This window comes from Cellulomonas sp. Root137 (assembly GCF_001426725.1).
GTDB lineage: Bacteria > Actinomycetota > Actinomycetes > Actinomycetales > Cellulomonadaceae > Cellulomonas.
The window spans coordinates 479,516-501,505 of the sequence record NZ_LMFG01000003.1 but is presented as its reverse complement, the minus strand read 5'-3'; the positions used below and the strand labels follow the sequence as shown (position 1 = coordinate 501,505).

Sequence of the window (21,990 nt, the reverse complement as noted above, 5' to 3'; positions counted from 1 at the left end):
TCAGGTGACGACGTTCCGCCTCGACCACGCCGGGTTCAGGTGCTCGCCGCGGTCCAGCACGTCCCGGAGCGTCCGCGCGGCGGTGACCAGGTCCGCATGGGTCAGGTACGGCGCCGCGACGCCCAGGCGCACGATGTCCGGCGTCCGGAAGTCGCCGACGACGCCGCGGGCGGCGAGGGCCTGCACGATCCCGTAGGCGTCGGGGTGCCGGAAGGCCACCTGTGAGCCGCGCAGCCGGTCGACCTCCGGCGAGACGAGCGCCGCCTCCGGCACGACCGCGGCGACCGCGTCCCGCAGGAACCGCGTGAGGGACAGCGAGCGGACGCGGACGTCGTCGATCGTGAGGCCGTCGAACGCGCGGAGCGCCGCCTCGAGAGCGAGGAGCGAGAGCATCGGCGGGGTGCCGATCCGTGCCCGCGCGATGCCCGGGGCGCCCCGGTACACGCCGGCCATCGCGAACGGCTCCGCGTGGCCGTTCCACCCCGGCACGACGTTGACGAAGGCGGCGTGGTGCCGGGCCGCGACGTAGCCGTACGCGGGGGCGCCGGGACCGCCGTTGAGGTACTTGTAGCCGCAGCCCACCGCGAGGTCGACGTCGTGCTCGTCGAGCCCGACCGGGAGGGCACCCGCGGAGTGGCAGAGGTCCCAGACGACGACCGCGCCGGCGTCGTGCGCGGCCGCCGTGATTCCCGGCAGGTCGAGCAGCTCGCCGGTCCGGTAGTCCACGTGGGACAGGACGACGGCTGCGACCTCCGACCCCAGGCGTGCACCGATCTCGGCGGGGGTGGCGTGCTCCACACGCCAGCCGACCTGGGTGGCGACGCCGGCGATCACGTACTGGTCCGTGGGGAACGAACCCGGCTCCGTCAGCACGACCGAGCGGTCCGGGCGCAGGGCCGCGGCAGCGTGCAGCGACTGGTGCAGGCGGACGCTCGTGGAGTCGCCGACGACGATCTGGCCCGGCGCGGCGCCGACGAGCCGCCCGACGGCGTCGCCCACACGCTCGGGGGCGTCCCACCAGCCGTGCGTGTTCCACGAGCCGATCAGGTCGCGCCCCCACTGCTCGCGCACGGCCGACTCGACCGCCTCCGGCACGCCGACGGGGAGTGCCCCGAGCGAGTTCCCGTCGAGGTACACGACTCCGTCGGGGAGCAGGAACCGGTCCCGGAGGTCGGTCGCCGCGTGCTGGGCGTCGAGGGCGGCGGCCCGTGCGTCGAGGTCGTCGGTGGTCACGGCGGCGAGCCTACGGCCGCGGTCGACGCCTAGACTCGCCCGTCGTGACCGTGACCGTCGGAGTCCTCGCCCTGCAGGGAGACGTGCGCGAGCACGTGCACGCCCTCACGTCCGTGGGTGCGCAGGCCGTGCCCGTGCGCCGGCAGCGGGAGCTCGACACGGTCGACGCCCTCGTGATCCCGGGCGGGGAGTCGACGACGATCGACAAGCTCCTGCGGGCGTTCGAGCTGTTCGGGCCGGTCCAGGAGCGGTTGCGCGCCGGGATGCCCGCGTACGGGTCGTGCGCGGGGATGATCCTGCTGGCGGACCGCGTGATCGGCGGGATCGAGGGCCAGCAGACGCTCGGCGGGGTCGACGTCACCGTGCGCCGCAACGCGTTCGGGCGGCAGGTGGAGTCGTTCGAGACCGACCTGTCGATCGAGGGCGTCGACGGGCAGGTGCACGCGGTGTTCATCCGGGCGCCGTGGGTCGAGGAGGTCGGTCCCGCCGCCACGGTGCTGGCACGCGTCGAGTCGGGTCCCGCCGCCGGTAGGATCGTGGCCGTCCGCCAGGGCCCCTTGCTCGTGACCTCGTTCCACCCGGAGGTCACCGGTGACACCCGGGTGCACCAACTGTTCGTAGAGATCGTCCGCGACACCGTGTGAGGCGCAGCAGCCGGCACAGGTCGCGGGAGACGAAGGGGTAGCTGAAGCGATGTCGGGTCACTCCAAGTGGGCCACCACCAAGCACAAGAAGGCCGTGGTCGACGCCAAGCGGAGCAAGCTCTTCGCCAAGCTGATCAAGAACATCGAGGTGGCCGCGCGCACCGGCGGCGGTGACCTCGCGGGCAACCCGACGCTCTTCGACGCGGTCCAGAAGGCCAAGAAGAACTCGGTCCCGATCGACAACATCAACCGTGCGGTCAAGCGCGGGTCCGGCCAGGAGGCCGGTGGCGCCGACTACGCGACGATCATGTACGAGGGCTACGGATCCGGCGGCATCGCGGTGCTGGTCGAGTGCCTGACCGACAACCGCAACCGCGCGGCGTCCGACGTCCGCGTCGCGTTCACGCGCAACGGCGGTCAGATGGCCGACCCCGGCTCGGTCTCGTACCTGTTCTCCCGCAAGGGCGTCGTCATCGTGCCCAAGGAGGGCACCGACGAGGACTCGGTGGTCGAGGCGGTCCTCGACGCCGGCGGCGAAGAGGTCAACGACATCGGCGAGGCGTTCGAGGTCCTCTCGGAGGCGACCGACCTCGTCCCCGTCCGCACGGCCCTGCAGAACGCCGGGATCGAGTACGACTCCGCGGACGTCGTGTTCTGGCCCGCCACGCAGATCGAGGTCGACGCCGAGGGCGCGCGCAAGATCCTGCGCCTCATCGACGCGCTCGAGGACTCCGACGACGTGCAGAACGTCTACGCGAACTTCGACGCCTCCGACGAGGTCATGGCGGAGCTCGAGGAGGACTGACCTGCGCGCCTCCCGGTCGGGCGCCCGATCGGTTGCGAGCATGAGCCCGTGCGCGTCCTCGGTGTCGACCCCGGCCTGACCAGGTGCGGTCTCGGCGTCGTCGACGGTCTCTCGTCCCGCCGGCTGTCCATGGTGGCCGTCGGCGTCGCGACGTCCGACGCCCTGTGGGACGTCGACCAGCGGCTGCTGGTCATCGAGCGGCAGATCGAGGAGTGGCTCGAGGAGCACGCGCCCGACGCCGTGGCGGTCGAGCGGGTGTTCGCGCAGCAGAACCTGCGCACCGTCATGGGCACCGCGCAGGTCGCCGGCATCGCGATGGTCGCGGCGGCGCGCCGCCGGATCCCCGTGGCGCTGCACACGCCGAGCGAGGTCAAGGCCGCGGTGACCGGCAACGGGCGCGCGGACAAGGCGCAGGTCCAGACGATGGTGCAGCGACTGCTGCAGCTCGACGAGCTGCCCCGACCGGCGGACGCAGCCGATGCGCTGGCCCTCGCCGTCTGTCACCTGTGGCGACCCGCCGGTGCCCTCGGCGCACCCCAGCGCGCGCCGGGCTCGTTGACCGCCGCGCAGCGGGCGTGGGCCACCGCCGAGCAGGCGGCCCGGCGCCGCGGCTGACCGCGTGTCTTCGTACACGTGTTCGTCTGCGTGTGCCAGAGTGTCCGGCAGAAGATCTCGTTCTCGACTCATGGAGGTGGCCGGGTGATCGCGTCGGTCCACGGCACGGTGCAGGCGTTGCGGCTCGACGCCGCGGTGGTCGAGGTCGGGGGAGTCGGGCTGCTCGTGCACGCGACACCGGCCACCCTCGCCGGGCTGCGGGTGGGGTCGACCGCGCAGCTGGCCACGTCGCTGCTGGTGCGGGAGGACGCGCTGACCCTGTTCGGCTTCGCCGACGCGGACGAGCGCGAGGTCTTCGAGACGGTCCAGACGGTCAGCGGGGTCGGTCCCCGGCTGGCACTGGCGATGCTCGCGGTGCACACGCCCGACGGTCTGCGGCGCGCGGTGCTCGACGAGGACCTCAAGGCCCTGCAGCGCGTGCCGGGTATCGGGCTCAAGGGCGCGCAGCGGATCGTGCTCGAGCTCAAGGACCGGATCGGCGCCCCCGCGAACGTCTCCGCTCCGGCGGCCGCGGTGTTCGGCGGTGACCGCCGTGACCAGGTGGTCGAGGCGCTCGTCGGCCTGGGCTGGAACGCGCGCGCAGCCGGTGACGCGGTGTCGACCGTCCTGGAGGGCACCGAAGGGCCGGTGGCGGCCGACGAGGTCGCCGGCGTGCTGCGTGCGGCGCTCCGGACGCTGGGCGGCGGGCATGGCTGACGAGCGCGAGGAGCTCGTCACCGAGCGGTTCGCGGCCGAGTCGCTCGTCCAGTCCGGCGCCGACGAGCTCGAGCGTGCGGCCGAGGCGGCACTGCGCCCGCGTCGGCTCGACGAGTTCGTCGGTCAGCGCGTGGTCCGCGACCAGCTCTCCCTCGTGCTCGACGCCGCGCGCGGCCGCGGGAAGGCGCCGGACCACGTGCTGCTCTCGGGACCGCCCGGGCTGGGCAAGACGACGCTCGCGATGATCATCGCCGCGGAGATGGGCGCCCCCCTGCGGGTCACCAGCGGCCCGGCCATCCAGCATGCGGGCGACCTGGCGGCCGTCCTGTCCTCGCTCGAGGAGGGCGAGGTCCTCTTCCTGGACGAGATCCACCGGCTGGCACGTCCCGCCGAGGAGCTCCTCTACATGGCCATGGAGGACTTCCGCGTCGACGTCATCGTGGGCAAGGGGGCGGGTGCCAGCGCGATCCCGCTGACCCTGCCGCCGTTCACGGTGGTCGGCGCCACCACCCGCGCCGGACTGCTCCCGGCGCCGCTGCGCGACCGCTTCGGCTTTACGGCACACCTGGACTTCTACTCGTCCGAGGAGCTCGAGCGCGTGCTCGTCCGGTCGGCCGGCCTGCTAGGCGTGCCCCTGGAGCACCCCGCTGCCGCCGAGCTGGCCTCGCGCTCACGCGGGACGCCACGCATCGCGAACCGGCTGCTCAGGCGCGTGCGCGACTGGGCGGAGGTCCGCGGCGACGGGACGCTCAGCCTGGTCGCGGCACGCTCGGCCCTCGAGGTCTACGAGGTCGACGACCTTGGGCTCGACCGGCTCGACCGGGCCGTGCTGACGGCGTTGTGCACGCGGTTCGGCGGCGGGCCGGTGGGGCTGACCACGCTCGCTGTGGCGGTCGGCGAGGAGCCCGAGACGGTGGAGACGGTCGCGGAGCCGTTCCTGGTGCGCGAGGGTCTCGTCGGTCGCACGCCGCGCGGTCGGATCGCCCTCCCGGCGGCCTGGGCGCACCTCGGTCTCGAGGTGCCCCACGGGTCGGGCACACTGTTCGGCTGAGGCGCCGCTCGAAAGCGCAGATCTCGGAACCCTCGCGGGGGCCCGTGCGTTGGAGCGGCGAGCCGCTGCGCCTAGACTGCGGCGGACACACCACCCGATCGGAGCCGTACCGCCGTGGAACTCATGCTCATTCTGGCCATCGCCCTGGGCGCCCTCTGGCTCATGTCGAGCCGTACCCGCAAGCAGCAGCGTGCGGCACAGGAGTTCCGGAACAACCTTGTGGCCGGTGACGAGGTCATGACGGCGTCCGGCCTGCTGGGCACCGTCGTGGCCGTCGAGGACGACGTGATCACGCTCGAGTCGAGCCCCGGCGCCCAGACGCGCTGGATCCGCGCGGCGATCGCCAAGAAGATCGAGCCGCCGGTCGACGAGCTCGACGACGCCGACGACGACGAGCTCGAGGACGACGTCGACGACGAGAACGACGTGGTGACCGATGCCGACCGCATCAGCCGCGCGAACGACGACGTGATCGACGTCCCGGACGACCTGTCCTCGCTGCCGCCCGCCCGCAAGGATGGGGAGCCGGACACCAAGTAGACCGTTTCGGTCCGGGTGACGACGCCCGGACCTCGACCCCACCGATCGCCTTCCGCGGTCGGTGCGCGCACGAGAGAAGAACTCCGTTGGCTCCTCCTACACGCCGTCAGAGGCCCGTCCGCACGCTCGTCGTGCTCGGGATCCTCATCTTCGCGCTCCTCGGCACCATCGCTGCGGGGACCAAGTGGTCCACCGCGACATGGACGCCGAACCTCGCGCTCGACCTCGAGGGCGGGACGCAGATCATCCTGACCCCGGTCGCGGAGAACGGCGAGGAGGTCACGTCGCAGACGATCGCCCAGGCGATCGACGTGATCCGCCAGCGGGTCGACTCCTCGGGAGTCGCCGAGGCCGAGATCACGAGCCAGAGCGGCGGCAAGATCGTCGTGGCGCTGCCCGGGAACCCGAGCGAGGAGACCCTCGAGCTGGTCCGGACGTCGGCCCAGATGGCGTTCCGGCCGGTGCTGGCCATCGGCAACCCGACGCCGACGGACACGACCCCGACCTCGGAGCCCACCGAGTCCGCGGCCGCGACCGACCCGGCCGCGCCGGCTCCGACGCCCACGCCCACCGCCGCGGCGGAGGAGCCGTCGGACGTGCCCAGCAAGGCAGCGCCCGACAACCCCAGCGACATCGCGTACTACGTCACCCCGGCGGTGCAGGCGCAGTTCGACGCCCTCGACTGCACGGACCCCGCCAACCTCACCGGTGGCGTCAACGGGGACCCGGACAAGGCCTTCGTCACGTGCGGCCAGGACGGCAGCGCGAAGTACATCCTTGGTCCGGTGGAGATCGAGGGAGCGCGGATCTCCAGCGCGACCTCGGGCCTGAACCAGCTGCCCAGCGGCGGTCAGGGCAACAAGTGGGTCGTCAACATCGCGTTCGACAACCAGGGCACCACCGAGTTCACCGACGTGACCACGCGTCTGCAGGGACTCGCGGCCTCGCCGCCGCAGAACCAGTTCGCGATGGTGCTCGACGGCCTCGTCATCTCGGCGCCCAGCCTCGACACCGGCGTGATCATCGCGGACGGCAAGGCGGAGATCTCCGGCACGTTCACGCGTGAGTCGGCGGCCAGCCTGGCCAACCAGCTGAACTTCGGTTCACTCCCGCTGACCTTCACGGTGGAGAGCGAGGAGCAGATCTCGGCCACGCTCGGCTCCGAGCAGCTGGAGAAGGGCCTGCTTGCGGGCCTCATCGGCCTCGGCCTCGTGGTGATCTACTCGCTGCTGCAGTACCGCGCGCTCGGTCTGGTCACGGTCGCGTCGCTGGTGATCGCCGGGGCGCTCACGTACAGCATCATCACGCTGCTCTCGTGGACCCAGGGGTACCGGCTCTCCCTGCCCGGTGTCGCGGGCCTCATCGTGGCCATCGGTATCACGGCGGACTCGTTCATCGTGTACTTCGAACGCATCCGCGACGAGCTCCGGGAGGGCCGGACCCTCGTCGCGGCCGTCGACCGTGGCTGGGAGCGCGCTCGTCGCACCATCCTGGCGTCGGACGCGGTGAACTTCCTCGCCGCGATCGTGCTCTACCTCCTCGCCGTCGGCAGCGTCCGTGGGTTCGCGTTCACCCTCGGTCTCACGACGCTGATCGACGTGCTCGTCGTCTTCATGTTCACGCACCCGCTGATGCAGCTCATCGCACGGACGAAGTTCTTCGGCCAAGGTCACCGGCTCTCCGGGCTGGACCCCCGTCGTCTGGGCGCACCCGAGACCCGCTACGTCGGCCGCGGCCGTGTGGTCCACGGTCCCCGGACGACCTCGGACGACGAGGTGGTCGAGGACGCTCCTGTCGACGCCGAGCCGACGCCCCGCGTCCCGGTCGCCGTCGGCGGCGGGACGAGCGGGCTGACCATCGCGGAGCGCCGTGCAGCGGCCCGTGCCGCCGAGCAGAAGGCCGCGACGACCGATGCCCCGGTCGACGCACCCACGCAGGACGCCGAGCCCGAGTCCGGGCGCACCGAGGGGAACGAGCACTGATGGCCGCCGGATTCGCCCAGTGGGGCAACGACCTCTACACCGGCCGCCGTTCGTACGACATCGTCGGCCGCCGCAAGATCTGGTTCACGATCTCCACGATCCTCGTGCTCCTGTCCGCGGTGCTGCTGATCAAGCCGGGCCTCAACCCCGGCATCGAGTTCCGCGGCGGCTCGGAGTTCGTCGTCTCCGATGTCGCCACGACCGACCAGCAGCTGGCCATCGACACCGTGCTGGCGATCTCCCCGGACGAGCAGCCGAAGGTCACCACCGTCGGTTCCAACGCGCTGCGCATCCAGACCTCGACCCTCACCGCCGACGAGGTGACCGAGGTCAAGAACGCCCTTGCCGCCGCGTTCGACGTGTCGGCGGCGACCGACGTCACGAGCTCGTTCATCGGGCCGTCGTGGGGCGCCGACATCTCGAAGAAGGCCATCAGCGGGATCGTCGTCTTCCTGCTGCTCGCGACCGTCGTGATGACGATCTACTTCCGCAACTGGCGGATGGCCGCGGCGGCGCTGATCGCGCTGTTCCACGACCTGATCATCACCGTCGGCGTGTACGCCGGGGTGGGCTGGGAGGTCACGCCGGCCACGGTGATCGGCTTCCTGACGATCCTCGGGTACTCGATCTACGACACGGTCGTCGTGTTCGACAAGGTGCGCGAGAACACCGCCGACACCCTGATGCAGTCGCGGTACACCTACGCCGAGAAGGCGAACCTGGCGGTCAACCAGACGCTGGTGCGCTCGATCAACACCTCCGTCGTCGCCCTGCTCCCCGTGAGCGCGATCCTCTTCGTCGGGGCGTTCATCCTCGGCGCGGGCACGCTGCGGGACATCGCCCTCGCCCTGTTCGTCGGCATGCTGATCGGCACGTTCTCGTCGGTCTTCCTCGCCACGCCGTTCGAGGTCGCCCTGCGCGAGCGCGAGCCGGCGATCCGCGAGCACACCAAGAAGGTCCTGGACGCCCGCAAGGCGCGCGCCGAGGCCGGCGAGGACGACCTGGTCTCCGCCGGTCAGGTCCGCGTAGCCGTCGGCGCGCTCAAGCCGGGCGCGCACCAGGGCAACGCCGCACAGCCCAAGCGGAAGCGATGACCGTTCCCGACCGCGCGGCGGGGGTGCCTGCGGGCGCTCCCGCCGCGCGTGCGGACGTGCTGCGCCGCATCGACGAGCTCGTCCGGCTGGTGCCGGACTACCCGCAGCCGGGCATCCTGTTCCGCGACATCATGCCGCTGCTGGCGGACGCGTCCGCGTTCGCGGACGTGATCGCCGAGATCGCCGGGCGCGTCGACGGCCCGGTCGACCTCGTGGCCGGCATGGAGGCGCGCGGCTTCCTGCTCGCCGCCCCCGTGGCCGTGGCGCTCGGGGCCGGGGTGCTCCCGGTGCGCAAGGCCGGCAAGCTCCCGGGCCCGACCGCGTCGGAGTCCTACGAGCTCGAGTACGGCACGGCCACCATCGAGATCCACCCCGCCACGGTCCCCGAGGGTGCCCGCGTGCTGGTCATCGACGACGTGCTCGCCACCGGCGGTACCGCGGCGGCCACGGTGGCCCTGCTGCAGCGCTGCGGCGCGGACGTCATCGGCCTCTCGTTCCTCGTGGAGCTCGAGGCCCTGCGGGGTCGAGACCTGCTCACCGGCCACGCCATCGACGTCCTGGTCTCGGTGCCCTGACCAGCGTGGTCGCGGTCGCCGTGACCGTCCCACCCGCCGCACGGTCGTAGACTGTCGCCTCGACCGTGGGAGGGGGTGTGATGAGCGAGGACGTGCGCACGCCCGAGACCGGTGTCCCGGCGGCGCAGAGCGACTCTCCGTCCAGCCGCATGCGCTCGCGCCTCGGCCGGTTCGGCGCCCGCAGCGGTGCCGCGTTCCCGGCCATCGAGCCGGTGCTCCAGGCTGCGCGCACCAACCACCCGAAGGCCGACCTCGCGGTGGTCGAGCAGGCGTACGTGGTAGCCGAGAAGGCGCACCGCGGACAGCTGCGCAAGAGCGGCGACCCGTACATCACGCACCCCGTGGCGGTCGCGACGATCCTCGCGGAGCTGGGCATGACGCCCTCGACGCTGGCTGCGGCGCTGCTGCACGACACCGTCGAGGACACCGAGTACTCGCTCGACCAGCTGCGCCGGGAGTTCGGCCCCGAGATCGCGATGCTGGTCGACGGCGTGACCAAGCTGGACAAGGTCACCTACGGCGACGCGGCGCAGGCCGAGACGGTCCGCAAGATGGTCGTCGCGATGTCGAGGGACATCCGCGTGCTCGTGATCAAGCTCGCCGACCGCCTCCACAACGCGCGGACGTGGAAGTTCGTCGCCGCGGCGTCGGCCGAGAAGAAGGCCCGCGAGACGCTTGAGATCTACGCGCCCCTGGCCCACCGGCTGGGCATGAACACGATCAAGTGGGAGCTCGAGGACCTGTCGTTCGCGACGCTCTACCCCAAGGTCTACGACGAGATCGTGCACCTGGTGGCCGAGCGCGCCCCGGCCCGCGAGGAGTACCTGGCGACCGTCCGTGAGCAGGTGGGCGCCGACCTGGGCAAGGCAAAGATCAAGGCCACGGTCACCGGTCGGCCCAAGCACTACTACTCGATCTACCAGAAGATGATCGTGCGCGGCCGCGACTTCGCGGACATCTACGACCTCGTCGGGGTGCGCGTCCTGGTCGACTCGGTGCGGGACTGCTACGCGGCGCTCGGTGCGCTGCACGCGCGGTGGAACCCGGTCCCGGGCCGGTTCAAGGACTACATCGCGATGCCCAAGTTCAACCTGTACCAGTCGCTGCACACCACGGTGATCGGTCCGGGCGGCAAGCCCGTCGAGATCCAGATCCGCACGCACGACATGCACCGCCGGGCGGAGTACGGCGTCGCCGCGCACTGGAAGTACAAGGAGAGCGCGAAGAACGCCACCACGGGGGAGAAGGACGCCGCCGGCAACGACATGCAGTGGCTGCGGCAGCTGGTCGACTGGCAGAAGGAGACCGCGGACCCGAGCGAGTTCCTCGACTCGCTGCGGTTCGAGATCGCCGGCTCCGAGGTGTACGTGTTCACGCCGAAGGGCGACGTGATCGGTCTGCCGTCCGGGTCGACGCCCGTCGACTTCGCGTACGCGGTGCACACCGAGGTCGGCCACCGGACCATGGGCGCCCGCGTCAACGGTCGCCTGGTGCCGCTGGACTCGTCGCTCGAGAACGGCGACGTGGTCGACGTGTTCACGTCGAAGTCGGAGACCGCCGGTCCGTCCCGCGACTGGCTCGGTTTCGTCAAGAGCCCCCGCGCCCGCAACAAGATCCGCCAGTGGTTCTCCAAGGAGCGCCGCGAGGAGGCGATCGAGCACGGCAAGGACGCCATCGCCAAGGCGATGCGCAAGCAGAACCTGCCGATCCAGCGCCTGCTCTCGCACGAGTCCCTCGTGGCCCTGGCCAACGAGATGCGGTACGCCGACGTCTCCGCGCTCTACGCCGCGATCGGCGAGGGGCAGGTGTCCGCCGGGACGGTCGTGCAGCGGCTGGTGCAGTCGATGGGCGGCGAGCCGGCGGCCGAGGAGGACCTCGCCGAGGTCGCCCGGCCCGGGCAGACGCAGCGGCGGGTCCGCACCGGCGACCCCGGCGTGGTGGTCAAGGGCGTCGACGACATCTGGGTGAAGCTGGCCAAGTGCTGCACCCCGGTGCCCGGTGACGAGATCGTCGGGTTCGTGACGCGGGGCGCCGGCGTGAGCGTGCACCGCTCGGACTGCATCAACGTGACGAGCCTGCGCAACGAGCCCGAGCGCATGGTCGACGTCGAGTGGAGCCACACCAGCTCCTCGCTGTTCCTCGTGCAGATCCAGGTGGAGGCTCTCGACCGCAGCCGCCTCCTGTCGGACGTCACCCGCGTGCTGTCGGACTCGCACGTGAACATCCTGTCCGCGTCCGTCTCGACCTCGCGCGACCGGGTGGCGCTCTCACGGTTCGTCTTCGAGATGGCCGAGCCCTCCCACCTGGCGTCGGTCCTCGCCGCGGTGCGCAAGGTCGAGGGCGTGTTCGACGTCTACCGCATCACGGGGGCCAAGGCCGCCGAGGAGCCGGCGATCCGCGCCTGACGTCAGAGGTCCTGCAGGGTGCTGCGAGCCAGACGGACCCCGCGCTGGCCGCGGAGTTCCGCGAGCTGCTCGAGCGCCCGCTCGGGGTCGAACCCCACCTCGCGCAGCCCTGTCAGCAGCGGCACGGCCTCGTCGCGCGGCAGCATCCGGGCGAGGTCGGTGCCCGTCCGCTGCACGGTGGTGACACGGAGGCGACCGACGCGGACCACGTCGTGCGGCGGGAGGTCGGCCTCGGCGGCGAGGCGTTCGGGGTGCGGGTCGGTCCGGCGGCCACCGGTGCGCACGAGCACGTCGACGCGGACCGGCGAGAAGGACCCGGTGTGCACCCAGGCGGCCGCGCGTCGTCCGACGACCCCGCGGGCCGGCACCAGCGGCGCCAGCGCGACCGCGCGCAGCTCGGGGGTGTCCGCGAGGTCGGCCGCGATCGCGACCTCCCCCCAGACGATCCGCACGACCCCGTCGCGGAGCAGACCGAACCAGGCGGCTGCCCCGACGTCCGCGCGGCTGAGAGTGCGGGGGAGGACCGGCGGCACCGGGCGGAACTCGTCGAGTCGGGTGCTCACCCGTGCAGCATGGCGGTAACCGGGACGTCGTCCGCCGCGGACGACGGATCTGTGGACGACCGAGGCCCCCACCCGGAGGGGCAGGGGCCTCGGTCCGTCAGGCTAGAGCTCAGCCGCGGGCGTCCTGAGCCGCGCGCTGCACCTGCTCGAGCCAGGCGCGCCGGGCGTCCAGCGCGGCCTGGGCGTCCGCGATCTTCCGGGCGTCGCCTGCTGCCTTGGCGCGGTCCAGATCTGCCTCGAGCCCGGCGATCGCCTGCTCGAGCTGCGCGGCCGCACCCTCGGCACGCGCGCGCGTCTCCGGGTTGGTGCGGCGCCACTGGGCCTGGTCCGTGTCGCGCACGACCGTCTCCACGGCACGCAGTCGCGCCTCGATCCGCTGGACGTCGGCGCGCGGGACCTTCCCGGCCGCCTCCCACCGGTCCTGGATCTTGTGCAGCGCCGCCTTGGCCGCCGCGAGGTCGGTCACGGGCACGAGGGCCTCGGCCTCGGCCAGCAGGGCCTCCTTGACCTCGAGGTTGGCGCGGAACTCCTCGTCGGTCGCGGCCGACTGGGCGTCCCGTGCGGCGAAGAACGCGTCCTGTGCCGCGCGGAACCGGGCCCACAGGGCGTCGTCGTCGGCGCGGCTCGCCCGTCCGGCCGCCTTCCACTGCGCCATCAGGTCGCGGAAGACCCCGGCCGTCGCGCCCCAGTCGGTGCTCGACTGCAGCCGCTCGGCGTCGGCCACCAGGCCCTCCTTGACCTGCTTGGCGGACGCGTTGCGCGTCTCCAGCTCGGCGAAGAAGTGGCGGCGTTCGCGGTCGAAGGTGGTGCGCGCGTGGCTGAACCGCTTCCAGAGGGACTCCTCCGTGGGCCGGTCGAGGCGCGGTCCGCTGCGCTGCGCCTCCTTCCACTGGTCCAGGAGCACACGCAGCTGCTCGCCGGCCGGCCGCCACTGGATGCGGGACGGGTCCGTGGACGCGATCTTCTCGGCCTGCTCCACGATCTCGGTGCGGGCCACGACCGCTGCCTCGCGCGCCGCGGCACGCTCCGCCTCAGCGACCGCACGGCGCTCGGCCGCGGTCGCCCGGAGCGCGTCGAGGCGCGCACGCAGCCCGTCCAGGTCGCCCACCGCGGCGGGCTCGGCGACCTCCTCGGTGAGCCTGGCCAGCGTCTGGTCGATCTCCTTGACGGACAGGTCCGTCGCCGCGAGGCGTGCCTCGAAGAGCGTGACCTTGGCCTGCAGGTCCAGGAACCGGCGGACGTAGAGCCCCAGCGCGTCCTCGGTCGTCGCGCCCGGGTACTGGCCGACCACGCGCTCGCCCGCTGCTTCGCGGACCGAGACGTTGCCCTCCTCGTCCACGCTGCCGAACGTGGCGGCGTGGGCTGCCTCGGCGGCATCCTGCGGGGGCGGGACGGGCGCGGCCGGTGCGGCCGCGGTCGCTGCGGGGGTCGGGTGCGTCGGCGGGTGGGGGACCGGGCGGGGTCGCGGGACCGGGCGCACGGTCGCCGGGGCCGCATCCTCGACGACGGGCTCGTCGGGGGCGGCGGGAGCGTCGGTGACGTCGTCGGTCGCCGGGGCTGCATCCTCGACGACGGGCTCGTCGGGAGCCGCGGGAGCATCCGCGACCTCGTCGGCGGGCGCTGTCGCATCGCCGGCGGTGGTCTCATGGACGACGGGAGCATCTGCCAGAACCGTCTCGTCGGCGACGGGAGCGTCTGCCAGGACGGTCTCGTCGATGGCCGCGGGTGTGTCGTCGACGACGGTCTCGTCGGCAGTCGAGGACGGCTCGCCGGCCGGCGCCGCCGACTCCTCGGGTGCCTCGACGGCGGGAGCGTCCTCCGTGACCTGGTCGGGAGCCGTCTCGTCGGCCTCGTCAAGCGCCGCGGGTGCGGCGGGCTGCTCGGCGTCGGGCGCCGGCACGAGGTCGTCGGGGTCGGGTCCGGACGTCGGGGTCTGAGTCACTGGATGTTCACTCCCTCGATGATGACGTCGGACACCGGGACCTGGGTCCCTTCGACGGTGCCCGCGTCGGCGATGGCCTGCAGCACGTCCATGCCGGACGTGATGTGGCCGAACACGGTGTAGCCACCCGCAGTGTCTGCGGGAATAGGTGAGTCCTCGTAGACCAGGAAGAACTGGCTGCCCATCGAGCTGCCGTCGTTCTGGGTCCGTGCCATGGCGATGGTGCCCGCCGGGTACACGCCGTCGGCGGGTGCGTTCTCGATCGGGCCCCACGTGTAGCCGGGTCCGCCGGTGCCGCCGGTGCTGGGGTCCGCGACGCCGAGTGCGGTGGGGTCGCCGCACTGGAGCACGAAGATGCCCTCCTCGGTGAGGCGGTGGCACTTCGTCGAGTCGAAGAAGCCCTCCTGCGCGAGCGTGACGAAGTTGGCGACCGCCTGCGGCGCGGCGGCGCCGTCGACCTCGATGCCCAGGTCGCCCTGGGTGAGCGCGATGTCGCCGGTCCAGGTCCGGCCCTCGGCGAGGGCGGGGTCGGGGACGTCGGCGGAGTTGGCGGGCGGGGTCGTCGCCGTGGCGGTCGGCGTGGGCGAGGCGGCCGGGTCGTCGTCGTTCGTCAGGGCGATCGCGGCGACGACGCCGGTGGTGAGGACGAGCGCGGCGACGATGCTGCCGGCGATCACGCGCTGGCGGTGGCGGCGCGCGCGGGCCTTGGCCTGGCGCTCCTGCCACTTCTCGTACCGGCGGCGCTCGTACTCACGCTCGCTCTTCGTGGACACGCACACGCTCCTCGCGTCGTCGTGCGGTGCGGCGCGTCGTCCGCCAGCCGCACTGCATGTAGGGGACCCGGGACAGTCTAGGCAAGCCAGCGGCACCGGCGACCAGCGACGCCGCGGGGCGACATCACAGTCCGGACACGCCGGGGGATACCGTGCGTCCCATGCAGGTCATCACCGTCGTCTCCGCGGTCTTCGGCGCGCGCTGCAGCGTGCTGGTCCACGACGACGGCTCGTGCGTCGTCATCGACGCCGGAGCTGGCGTCACCGACTCCGTGCTGCAGCTCGTCGCGGACCGGGACCTGCAGCCGGCTGCGGTGCTCGCGACGCACGGCCACGTGGACCACACCTGGGACGCCGGCCGGCTGTCCGAGGCGCTCGACGTGCCGGTGGTGCTGCACGCCGCGGACGTCTACCGCCTGGCGGACCCGTTCGGGACGCTCGGGCTGCTGGGCTCGTCGGGGAGCCCGTCGCACGACCCGTCCGGCCCTCTCGCCCAGGCGATCGCCGCGACCGGGATCGACCCCACGAGCTACACGGCCCCGCACAGGGTCGAGCCGTTCGGTGGCGCCGACGACGCCCGCTCCGCCGACACCGTCCTCGAGCTCGGCAGCCTCCGGATCGTCGCCCGGCACGCCCCCGGGCACACCGAGGGCTCGACCCTCTACCTCGTCGCGGACGTCGCCTTCACGGGGGACGTCCTGTTCGCCGGATCGATCGGCCGCACGGACCTGCCCGGCGGCGACGACGCGACGATGCAGCGGACCCTGCGCGAGGTCGTCGCGACCCTGCCGCCCGCGACGGTCGTCGTCCCCGGGCACGGGCCGACGAGCGACATCGCCACCGAGCTGGCACGCAACCCGTACCTCGCGCGGCTCTGAGCTCCTTCGCGGTCTGGAAGGATCAGGCCCCATGGCGCGACCCACCCCCCTGTCCGGATTCCCCGAGTGGCTGCCCGACGGACGCCTCGTCGAGCAGCACGTCCTCGACGTCCTGCGCCGCACGTTCGAGCTGCACGGCTTCGTCGGCATCGAGACGCGCGCCGTCGAGCCGCTCGACCAGCTGCTGCGCAAGGGCGAGACCTCCAAGGAGGTCTACGTCCTGCGCCGGCTGCAGGAGGAGGCAGGGGCCGAGCCGGACCGCGCGGGCACCCTGGGCCTGCACTTCGACCTGACCGTGCCCTTCGCGCGGTACGTGCTGGAGAACGCCGGGCACCTCGCGTTCCCGTTCCGGCGCTACCAGATCCAGAAGGTGTGGCGGGGTGAGCGGCCCCAGGACGGGCGGTTCCGCGAGTTCGTCCAGGCCGACATCGACGTCGTCGGCGCGGGCGCGCTGCCGTACCACTACGAGGTCGAGCTCCCGCTGGTGATGGCGGAGGCGCTCGGTGCGCTGCAGGAGATCGGTGTGCCGCCGGTCCGGATCCTGGTGAACAACCGCAAGGTCGCCGAGGGCTTCTACCGCGGGCTCGGCCTGACGGACGTCGAAGGCGTGCTGCGGAGCATCGACAAGCTCGACAAGATCGGCGCGGACGCCGTCGCGGCACTCCTGGTCGCGGAGGCCGGTGCCGACGAGGCCCAGGCGCGCGCGTGCCTGGAGCTCGCGTCCATCAGCGGCTCGGACGAGTCCGTCATCGACCGGGTGCGGGCGCTGGCGGGGGAGTCGAACGAGCTCCTCGACGAGGGACTGGCCGAGCTCGGTGCGCTCATCCGCGCGGCCGCCGTCCGGGCGCCCGGCGTCGTCGTCGCCGACCTCAAGATCGCCCGCGGGCTCGACTACTACACGGGAACCGTCTACGAGACCGTCCTCGTCGGGCACGAGCAGCTCGGCTCGATCTGCTCCGGCGGTCGCTACGACACGCTCGCGTCGGACGGCGCGAACACCTACCCGGGCGTCGGGTTGTCGATCGGCGTGTCCCGGCTCGTGTCGCGCCTCCTGGGTGCCGGCCTGGTGAAGGCCACGCGTTCGGTCCCCAGCGCCGTGCTGGTCGCCGTGTCGAACGAGGACGCGCGCGAACGGTCCGACGCCGTCGCGACTGCGCTGCGCAGTCGGGGCATCCCCGTCGAGGTGGCACCGTCCGCGGCGAAGTTCGGCAAGCAGATCCGGCACGCCGACCGACGCGGGATCCCGTTCGTGTGGTTCCTCGGGGAGGACGGGTCGGCCGACCAGGTCAAGGACATCCGCTCCGGCGACCAGGTGGACGCGGACGCAGCGACGTGGACGCCCGACGACGCCGACCTGTGGCCGCGCGTCGTGCCTGCTTGACAGTCGTTCGAACAGGTGTTCGCATGAGTGCATGCGATGGGACGGTCAGAAGCTGGGGAGCGACGAGACGTCGGCTCTGCCCGGGCTCGCGCTCGCCGGGCTGCAGCGCAGCGTGCGCACCCCGGAGTTCGCCGGGGTCACGTTCCACGAGGTGACGTGCCGGAGCGCGCTCAACAAGGTCCCGGCGGCGTCCTCGATGCCCTTCCGGTGGACGGTGAACCCGACGAGGGGCTGCCTCCATGCGTGCAGGTACTGCTTCGCCCGTCCGACGCACGAGTACCTGGACCTGGACGCCGACCGGGACTTCGAGACCCAGATCGTCGTCAAGACCAACGTCGTCGACGTGCTGCGCGCCGAGCTCGCGCGGCCGTCGTGGGCGCGCGAGCACGTGGCGCTGGGGACCAACACCGACCCGTACCAACGCGTCGAGGGTCGGTACAGGTTCATGCCGGGGATCATCGAGGCGCTGGCCGCGAGCGGCACGCCGCTGTCCATCCTCACGAAGGGCACGCTGCTGCGCCGCGACCTGGGTCTGCTCGCCGAGGCGTCGCGGACGGTGCCGATCGGGATCGGGGTCTCCCTGGCGATCGGTGACGAGGCTCTCCAGCAGGCCATGGAGCCCGGCACACCGACGCCCCGGGCGCGGCTCGACCTGATCCGGGCGGTCCGCGAGGCCGGGCTGCCGTGCGGCGTCATGGTGGCGCCGGTGCTGCCGTGGCTCACGGACGACCGGGGGCGCCTCGACGCGTTGCTGCGGGACCTCGCGGACGCGGGCGCCACCGGGGTGACCGTCCTGCCGCTGCACCTCCGGGGACCGGTCAAGCCGCTCTTCCTCACCTGGCTGCGCGAGCACGCTCCGGCCCTCGTGCACCGCTACGAGGAGCTGTACGGGCGCGGGGCCTACGTGCCGCGGGAGTACGCGCGGTGGCTCGACGAGCGCGTGCGCCCGCTGCTGGTGCGGCACGGCTTCGCCGACGGGGCGGGTCACCGGGCGGGACGGCGCGAGACGCCGGGGGAGGGCTCGTACCCGACGGGCAGCCTCGCGGCGGCGGAGCTGCCCGCGCTCGAGCCCAGTGTGGCGGCCGCGCAGCCCGTGCTGTTCTGACGGTCGCCTGCTCGGCGGGTGGCTCAGCCCCGTCGCGGCTAGGGTGCCCGGATGCGCGCACCCGCAGGACTCGGCTCGCGGACGGTGGACCGTTGGGTGTTCGACGGGCACATTGCGGGCACGGGGACGCAGGAGGGCACGCGGATCGTCGTCGGCCGCTGGCTCGCGTCGCCCGTCGGTCCGTTCGCCGACGTCATGGTGGAGCGCGCCGACGGCACGCGGCTGCTCCTGGCACCCCGCGACGACGTCGCCGAGCTGGTGGCGGCGACCTACGACTTCGACGCCGTGCACGTGGTCCCGGTGGTGCTCGCGGCGGACGAGGTCCGGCGTCGCTGGCGGCTGCGGGCGGGCCCGTTGACGGCGGACCTCACGATCGGTCCGCGGACCGCCGTCGGGCACCTGCTCACGCTGGTGCCGCGGTCCCGCGCGGCCGCCCCGCTCGTCGCCTCCGCGGTCGACCCGGTCGCCCGCCTGCTCCTCGACGGCGTGCGCACCCGTGGGACTGCGGGACGAGGCCGACGCGAGTGGTACACCGCGACCGACCAGCACGCCGTGACCGCGGTGCGCGCGCTGTGGGGGTCGGAGGACCTGGGCGCGCTCGCGCCGGTCGATCCGCCGGTGCGGTTCGGGTTCTCGTCCGTGCCGTCGGCGCCCACCGTCACGCGCGTGCTGACGACCATAGAAATCGCGGCGAGCCCCTCCCTGCCCGGGCACTAAGATCGTGCGGGCGTCCGACGGGCGCACCCACCACCCCGACCCCGAAGGACCTTCCGTGCTCCGCACCCACACGGCCGGCTCGCTGCGAGCCGAGCACATCGGTACCACCGTCACCCTCACGGGCTGGGTGGACCGGCGGCGGGATCACGGAGGGGTGGCTTTCGTCGACCTACGGGACGCGTCCGGTATCGCCCAGGTCGTCATCCGCGACGAGGCCGTGGCGCACGGTCTGCGCGCGGAGTACGTGCTGCAGGTGACGGGCGAGGTCGGTCGCCGGCCCGCCGGCAACGAGAACCCCAACCTGGACACCGGCGAGGTCGAGCTGGTCGCCGCGCAGGTTGTCGTGCTGAACGAGGCCGAGCCGCTGCCGTTCCAGGTCTCGTCGTCGCTCGACGAGCCGATCGGCGAGGAGGCTCGCCTCAAGTACCGGTACCTCGACCTGCGCCGGCCGGCCCCGGCCCGCGCGATGAAGCTGCGCGCCAAGGCGAACCAGGCCGCGCGCCGCGTGCTCGACGCGCAGGACTTCGTCGAGGTCGAGACGCCGACCCTCACGCGCTCCACCCCGGAGGGCGCTCGCGACTTCCTGGTGCCTGCGCGCCTGGCGCCCGGCTCCTGGTACGCCCTGCCGCAGTCGCCGCAGCTGTTCAAGCAGCTGCTCATGGTCGGCGGGCTCGAGCGCTACTACCAGATCGCCCGCTGCTACCGCGACGAGGACTTCCGCGCGGACCGGCAGCCGGAGTTCACGCAGCTGGACGTCGAGATGAGCTTCGTCGAGCAGGACGACGTCATCGCCCTCGGCGAGCAGATCCTGGTCGCGCTCTGGGACCTCGTCGGGGTCACCATCCCGACGCCGATCCCGCGGATCACGTTCGCGGAGTCCATGGCGCGCTATGGCAACGACAAGCCGGACCTGCGGTTCGGGCTCGAGCTGGTGGAGCTCACCGAGTACTTCTCCGAGACCCCGTTCCGGGTGTTCCAGGCGCCGTACGTCGGCGCGGTCGTGCAGCCCGGCGGAGGCTCGACGCCGCGTCGCGGGTTCGACGCCTGGCAGGAGTGGGCCAAGCAGCGCGGCGCCAAGGGCCTCGCCTACGTCACGGTCGGTGAGGACGGCGAGCTCGGCGGTCCCGTGGCGAAGAACCTCTCCGAGTCGGAGCGCGCCGGGCTCGTGGCGGCCGTGGGCGCCAGCCCCGGCGACGCGGTCTTCTTCGCGGCCGGCCCGGTGAACGACGCGCGGGCGCTCCTCGGTGCCGCGCGTCTGGAGATCGGCCGCCGCGGCGGGCTCATCGACGAGAACGAGTGGAAGTTCGTCTGGGTGGTCGACGCCCCGCTGTTCAAGCCCACGGGCGAGGACGACGACGTGGCGGTCGGCGGGGGTGCCTGGACCGCGGTGCACCACGCGTTCACCTCACCGACGCCGGAGTGGCTCGACACGTTCGAGCAGGACCCCGGTGCCGCGCTGGCCTACGCGTACGACATCGTCTGCAACGGCAACGAGATCGGCGGCGGGTCCATCCGTATCCACCGCCGGGACGTGCAGGAGCGCGTGTTCGAGGTGATGGGGATCGGGCCTGAGGAGGCGCAGGAGAAGTTCGGCTTCCTGCTCAAGGCCTTCCAGTTCGGCGCGCCGCCGCACGGCGGGATCGCGTTCGGCTGGGACCGCATCCTGGCCCTCCTGACCGGTTCGGAGTCCATCCGCGACGTCATCGCTTTCCCGAAGTCGGGCGGCGGGTTCGACCCGCTGACGGCGGCTCCGGCACCGATCACGCCCGAGCAGCGCCGCGAGGCCGGCGTCGACGCCAAGCCGAAGGTCGCCACCGAGGCCTGATGGTCGACGTGCTCGAGGTCCTCCCGCCCCGGTGGCGGGAGGACCGGATGCTGCGGGGCGACCGCGTCCGCTGGGACGCCGTCGAGGCACTCGGCGACGACGACGCGGTCCTGCTGGTGCTGGGCGCTCGGGATCGGCCGAGCCTGCTGGGCCGTGGCGACCCGGAGGCCGTCGAACGGCTCGTCGCCCGTGCGCCCGTCGGTGCTGCCCGCTGGCTGAGCGTTCCTCGCGGGGCGCTACCGGCGGCCGCCGTGCTGGACCGGCTGGGCCTCGTCCCCTTCTCGACCTGGGACTGGCTCTCGACCGACGGGTCGCCTCCGCCGGTACCGGGCGAGCGCGAGGTGCATCGGCTCGACGTCGGCGCGGACGAGGACCGGATCCGCGCCTGCCTGCGCACGGCCAACCCCGGCACGTCCGCCGACCCGACCGGCCCCGGCGAGATCGGGTGGTGGGGGGTCGAGGTCGACGGTGCGCTCGCCGGTGTCGTCGGCGTCTCCGCACGCGGCGGGGTGGACGGCCGTCCGTCGTGGCACGTGCACGGCCTGGGCGTGGTGCCGACACTGCGCGAGAGCGGGATGGGGACCGCACTGACCGCCGCCGCGACGCGGGCTGGTGTGCTGGCCGGGGCGTCGTGGGTCTCGCTGGGCATGTACGCGGAGAACGACACGGCACGCCGGATCTACCGTCGGCTGGGCTTCCGCACCGACGCGGAGCTCACGTCCTTCTCGCCTCCCGGCTCGGTGCGGCCGCCGGGCTAGTCACCACGGCCTGGTGGGCCAGCGCTCCTGCGACAGCGACGGGTTGCGACGTCCCTCGGTCTCGACGGCGGGCGGGCGCGCCTGTAGCGGCGGCGCCTCGTCCTCGTGGACCCACGCCCAGATGCCGGGCAGGAACTTCAGCCACAGCAGGGCGTTGTCGGGCTCGACGACGATCCACCACTTCTCGGAGATCCATAGGAACAGCAGCGCGGCCGCGACCAGGATGCCGGTCCAGCCGACCCCGATCCACAGGCAGAGCCAGACCACCGTGCCGAGCAGCGTGCCCACCACTACGACGGTGACGGCGGTCGCGACCGTCCGACGGACTGCGCGCCGCGGCCGCCACGTCCACCGGACGCCGAGGACGTCCTGCCAAGTCATGCCTGCTCCCTGCGACGCGCGGACGGC

At 72.7% G+C, this 21,990-nt stretch carries 21 protein-coding genes; 16 read left to right on the top strand and 5 right to left on the bottom strand.

Annotated elements, in window-relative coordinates; all coding sequences use genetic code 11:
• Positions 1 to 1,233, bottom strand: a complete 1,233-nt coding sequence (locus ASD18_RS17405) for a kynureninase (RefSeq protein WP_056095087.1) — start codon at positions 1,231 to 1,233, stop codon at positions 1 to 3.
• A gap of 44 nt (positions 1,234 to 1,277) precedes the next feature.
• On the opposite strand from ASD18_RS17405, the gene pdxT reads away from it, so the two are divergent.
• The 10 genes from pdxT to ASD18_RS17355 all read left to right on the top strand — a co-directional run bounded on the left by pdxT (position 1,278) and on the right by ASD18_RS17355 (position 11,640).
• The gene (gene pdxT / locus ASD18_RS17400; protein ID WP_056095084.1) at positions 1,278 to 1,877 is read left to right on the top strand and encodes a pyridoxal 5'-phosphate synthase glutaminase subunit PdxT; all 600 of its coding nucleotides are present in this window, start codon (positions 1,278 to 1,280) and stop codon (positions 1,875 to 1,877) included.
• 49 nt (positions 1,878 to 1,926) lie between these two features.
• Positions 1,927 to 2,682, top strand: a complete 756-nt coding sequence (locus ASD18_RS17395) for a YebC/PmpR family DNA-binding transcriptional regulator (RefSeq protein WP_056095081.1) — start codon at positions 1,927 to 1,929, stop codon at positions 2,680 to 2,682.
• A 48-nt stretch (positions 2,683 to 2,730) separates the two neighbouring features.
• The gene (gene ruvC / locus ASD18_RS17390) at positions 2,731 to 3,297 is read left to right on the top strand and encodes a crossover junction endodeoxyribonuclease RuvC (protein WP_056095078.1); all 567 of its coding nucleotides are present in this window, start codon (positions 2,731 to 2,733) and stop codon (positions 3,295 to 3,297) included.
• A gap of 84 nt (positions 3,298 to 3,381) precedes the next feature.
• Positions 3,382 to 3,993, top strand: coding sequence for a Holliday junction branch migration protein RuvA (gene ruvA, locus ASD18_RS17385; protein ID WP_056095076.1), 612 nt, complete (start codon positions 3,382 to 3,384; stop codon positions 3,991 to 3,993).
• Positions 3,986 to 5,044, top strand: coding sequence for a Holliday junction branch migration DNA helicase RuvB (ruvB, locus tag ASD18_RS17380; protein ID WP_056095289.1), 1,059 nt, complete (start codon positions 3,986 to 3,988; stop codon positions 5,042 to 5,044). The genes ruvA and ruvB overlap by 8 nt, the downstream gene beginning before the upstream one ends.
• A 123-nt stretch (positions 5,045 to 5,167) precedes the next feature.
• Positions 5,168 to 5,584 (top strand): preprotein translocase subunit YajC, encoded by a 417-nt coding sequence (gene yajC, locus ASD18_RS17375; protein WP_056095072.1) that lies wholly within the window; start codon positions 5,168 to 5,170, stop codon positions 5,582 to 5,584.
• Between the two features lie 131 nt (positions 5,585 to 5,715).
• Positions 5,716 to 7,566, top strand: coding sequence for a protein translocase subunit SecD (gene secD / locus ASD18_RS17370; RefSeq protein WP_369817311.1), 1,851 nt, complete (start codon positions 5,716 to 5,718; stop codon positions 7,564 to 7,566).
• On the top strand, positions 7,566 to 8,660 hold the full coding sequence (gene secF / locus ASD18_RS17365; protein ID WP_056095065.1) for a protein translocase subunit SecF: 1,095 nt from the start codon (positions 7,566 to 7,568) through the stop codon (positions 8,658 to 8,660). The genes secD and secF overlap by 1 nt, the downstream gene beginning before the upstream one ends.
• Complete coding sequence (locus ASD18_RS17360; protein WP_200938631.1) at positions 8,657 to 9,235, top strand: adenine phosphoribosyltransferase; 579 nt, start codon at positions 8,657 to 8,659, stop codon at positions 9,233 to 9,235. The genes secF and ASD18_RS17360 overlap by 4 nt, the downstream gene beginning before the upstream one ends.
• Before the next feature lie 80 nt (positions 9,236 to 9,315).
• The gene (locus tag ASD18_RS17355; RefSeq protein WP_056095062.1) at positions 9,316 to 11,640 is read left to right on the top strand and encodes a bifunctional (p)ppGpp synthetase/guanosine-3',5'-bis(diphosphate) 3'-pyrophosphohydrolase; all 2,325 of its coding nucleotides are present in this window, start codon (positions 9,316 to 9,318) and stop codon (positions 11,638 to 11,640) included.
• A 2-nt stretch (positions 11,641 to 11,642) separates the two neighbouring features.
• On the opposite strand, the gene ASD18_RS17350 is transcribed toward ASD18_RS17355, so the two are convergent.
• The 3 genes from ASD18_RS17350 to ASD18_RS17340 all read right to left on the bottom strand — a co-directional run bounded on the left by ASD18_RS17350 (position 11,643) and on the right by ASD18_RS17340 (position 14,918).
• Complete coding sequence (locus tag ASD18_RS17350) at positions 11,643 to 12,203, bottom strand: hypothetical protein (protein ID WP_056095058.1); 561 nt, start codon at positions 12,201 to 12,203, stop codon at positions 11,643 to 11,645.
• 109 nt (positions 12,204 to 12,312) lie between these two features.
• A complete protein-coding gene (locus tag ASD18_RS17345; RefSeq protein WP_056095055.1) occupies positions 12,313 to 14,145 on the bottom strand; it encodes a DUF349 domain-containing protein in 1,833 nt (610 codons plus the stop codon).
• The gene (locus ASD18_RS17340) at positions 14,142 to 14,918 is read right to left on the bottom strand and encodes a peptidylprolyl isomerase (protein WP_056095052.1); all 777 of its coding nucleotides are present in this window, start codon (positions 14,916 to 14,918) and stop codon (positions 14,142 to 14,144) included. Before ASD18_RS17340 ends, ASD18_RS17345 begins: the two co-directional genes overlap by 4 nt.
• Positions 14,919 to 15,079: 161 nt before the next feature.
• On the opposite strand from ASD18_RS17340, the gene ASD18_RS17335 reads away from it, so the two are divergent.
• From ASD18_RS17335 to ASD18_RS17310, 6 genes are read left to right on the top strand one after another with little or no spacing between them, the layout of a single operon-like run.
• A complete protein-coding gene (locus tag ASD18_RS17335; protein ID WP_056095049.1) occupies positions 15,080 to 15,796 on the top strand; it encodes an MBL fold metallo-hydrolase in 717 nt (238 codons plus the stop codon).
• 31 nt (positions 15,797 to 15,827) lie between these two features.
• The gene (gene hisS, locus ASD18_RS17330; protein ID WP_056095046.1) at positions 15,828 to 17,177 is read left to right on the top strand and encodes a histidine--tRNA ligase; all 1,350 of its coding nucleotides are present in this window, start codon (positions 15,828 to 15,830) and stop codon (positions 17,175 to 17,177) included.
• A gap of 31 nt (positions 17,178 to 17,208) precedes the next feature.
• Entirely contained in the window at positions 17,209 to 18,282 is a 1,074-nt protein-coding gene (locus tag ASD18_RS17325) for an Rv2578c family radical SAM protein (RefSeq protein WP_056095043.1), read from the top strand.
• A gap of 51 nt (positions 18,283 to 18,333) precedes the next feature.
• A complete protein-coding gene (locus tag ASD18_RS17320) occupies positions 18,334 to 18,999 on the top strand; it encodes a hypothetical protein (RefSeq protein WP_056095040.1) in 666 nt (221 codons plus the stop codon).
• Between the two features lie 55 nt (positions 19,000 to 19,054).
• Positions 19,055 to 20,824 carry an aspartate--tRNA ligase gene (gene aspS, locus ASD18_RS17315; protein ID WP_056095037.1) on the top strand — a complete coding sequence of 590 codons (1,770 nt, stop codon included), beginning with the start codon at positions 19,055 to 19,057 and terminating at the stop codon, positions 20,822 to 20,824.
• Positions 20,824 to 21,582 (top strand): N-acetyltransferase, encoded by a 759-nt coding sequence (locus ASD18_RS17310; RefSeq protein WP_056095034.1) that lies wholly within the window; start codon positions 20,824 to 20,826, stop codon positions 21,580 to 21,582. Before aspS ends, ASD18_RS17310 begins: the two co-directional genes overlap by 1 nt.
• Here the strand turns inward: ASD18_RS17310 and ASD18_RS17305 are convergent, their stop codons facing one another.
• Positions 21,583 to 21,963 (bottom strand): hypothetical protein, encoded by a 381-nt coding sequence (locus tag ASD18_RS17305; protein ID WP_056095032.1) that lies wholly within the window; start codon positions 21,961 to 21,963, stop codon positions 21,583 to 21,585.
• Positions 21,964 to 21,990 lie beyond the last annotated feature (27 nt).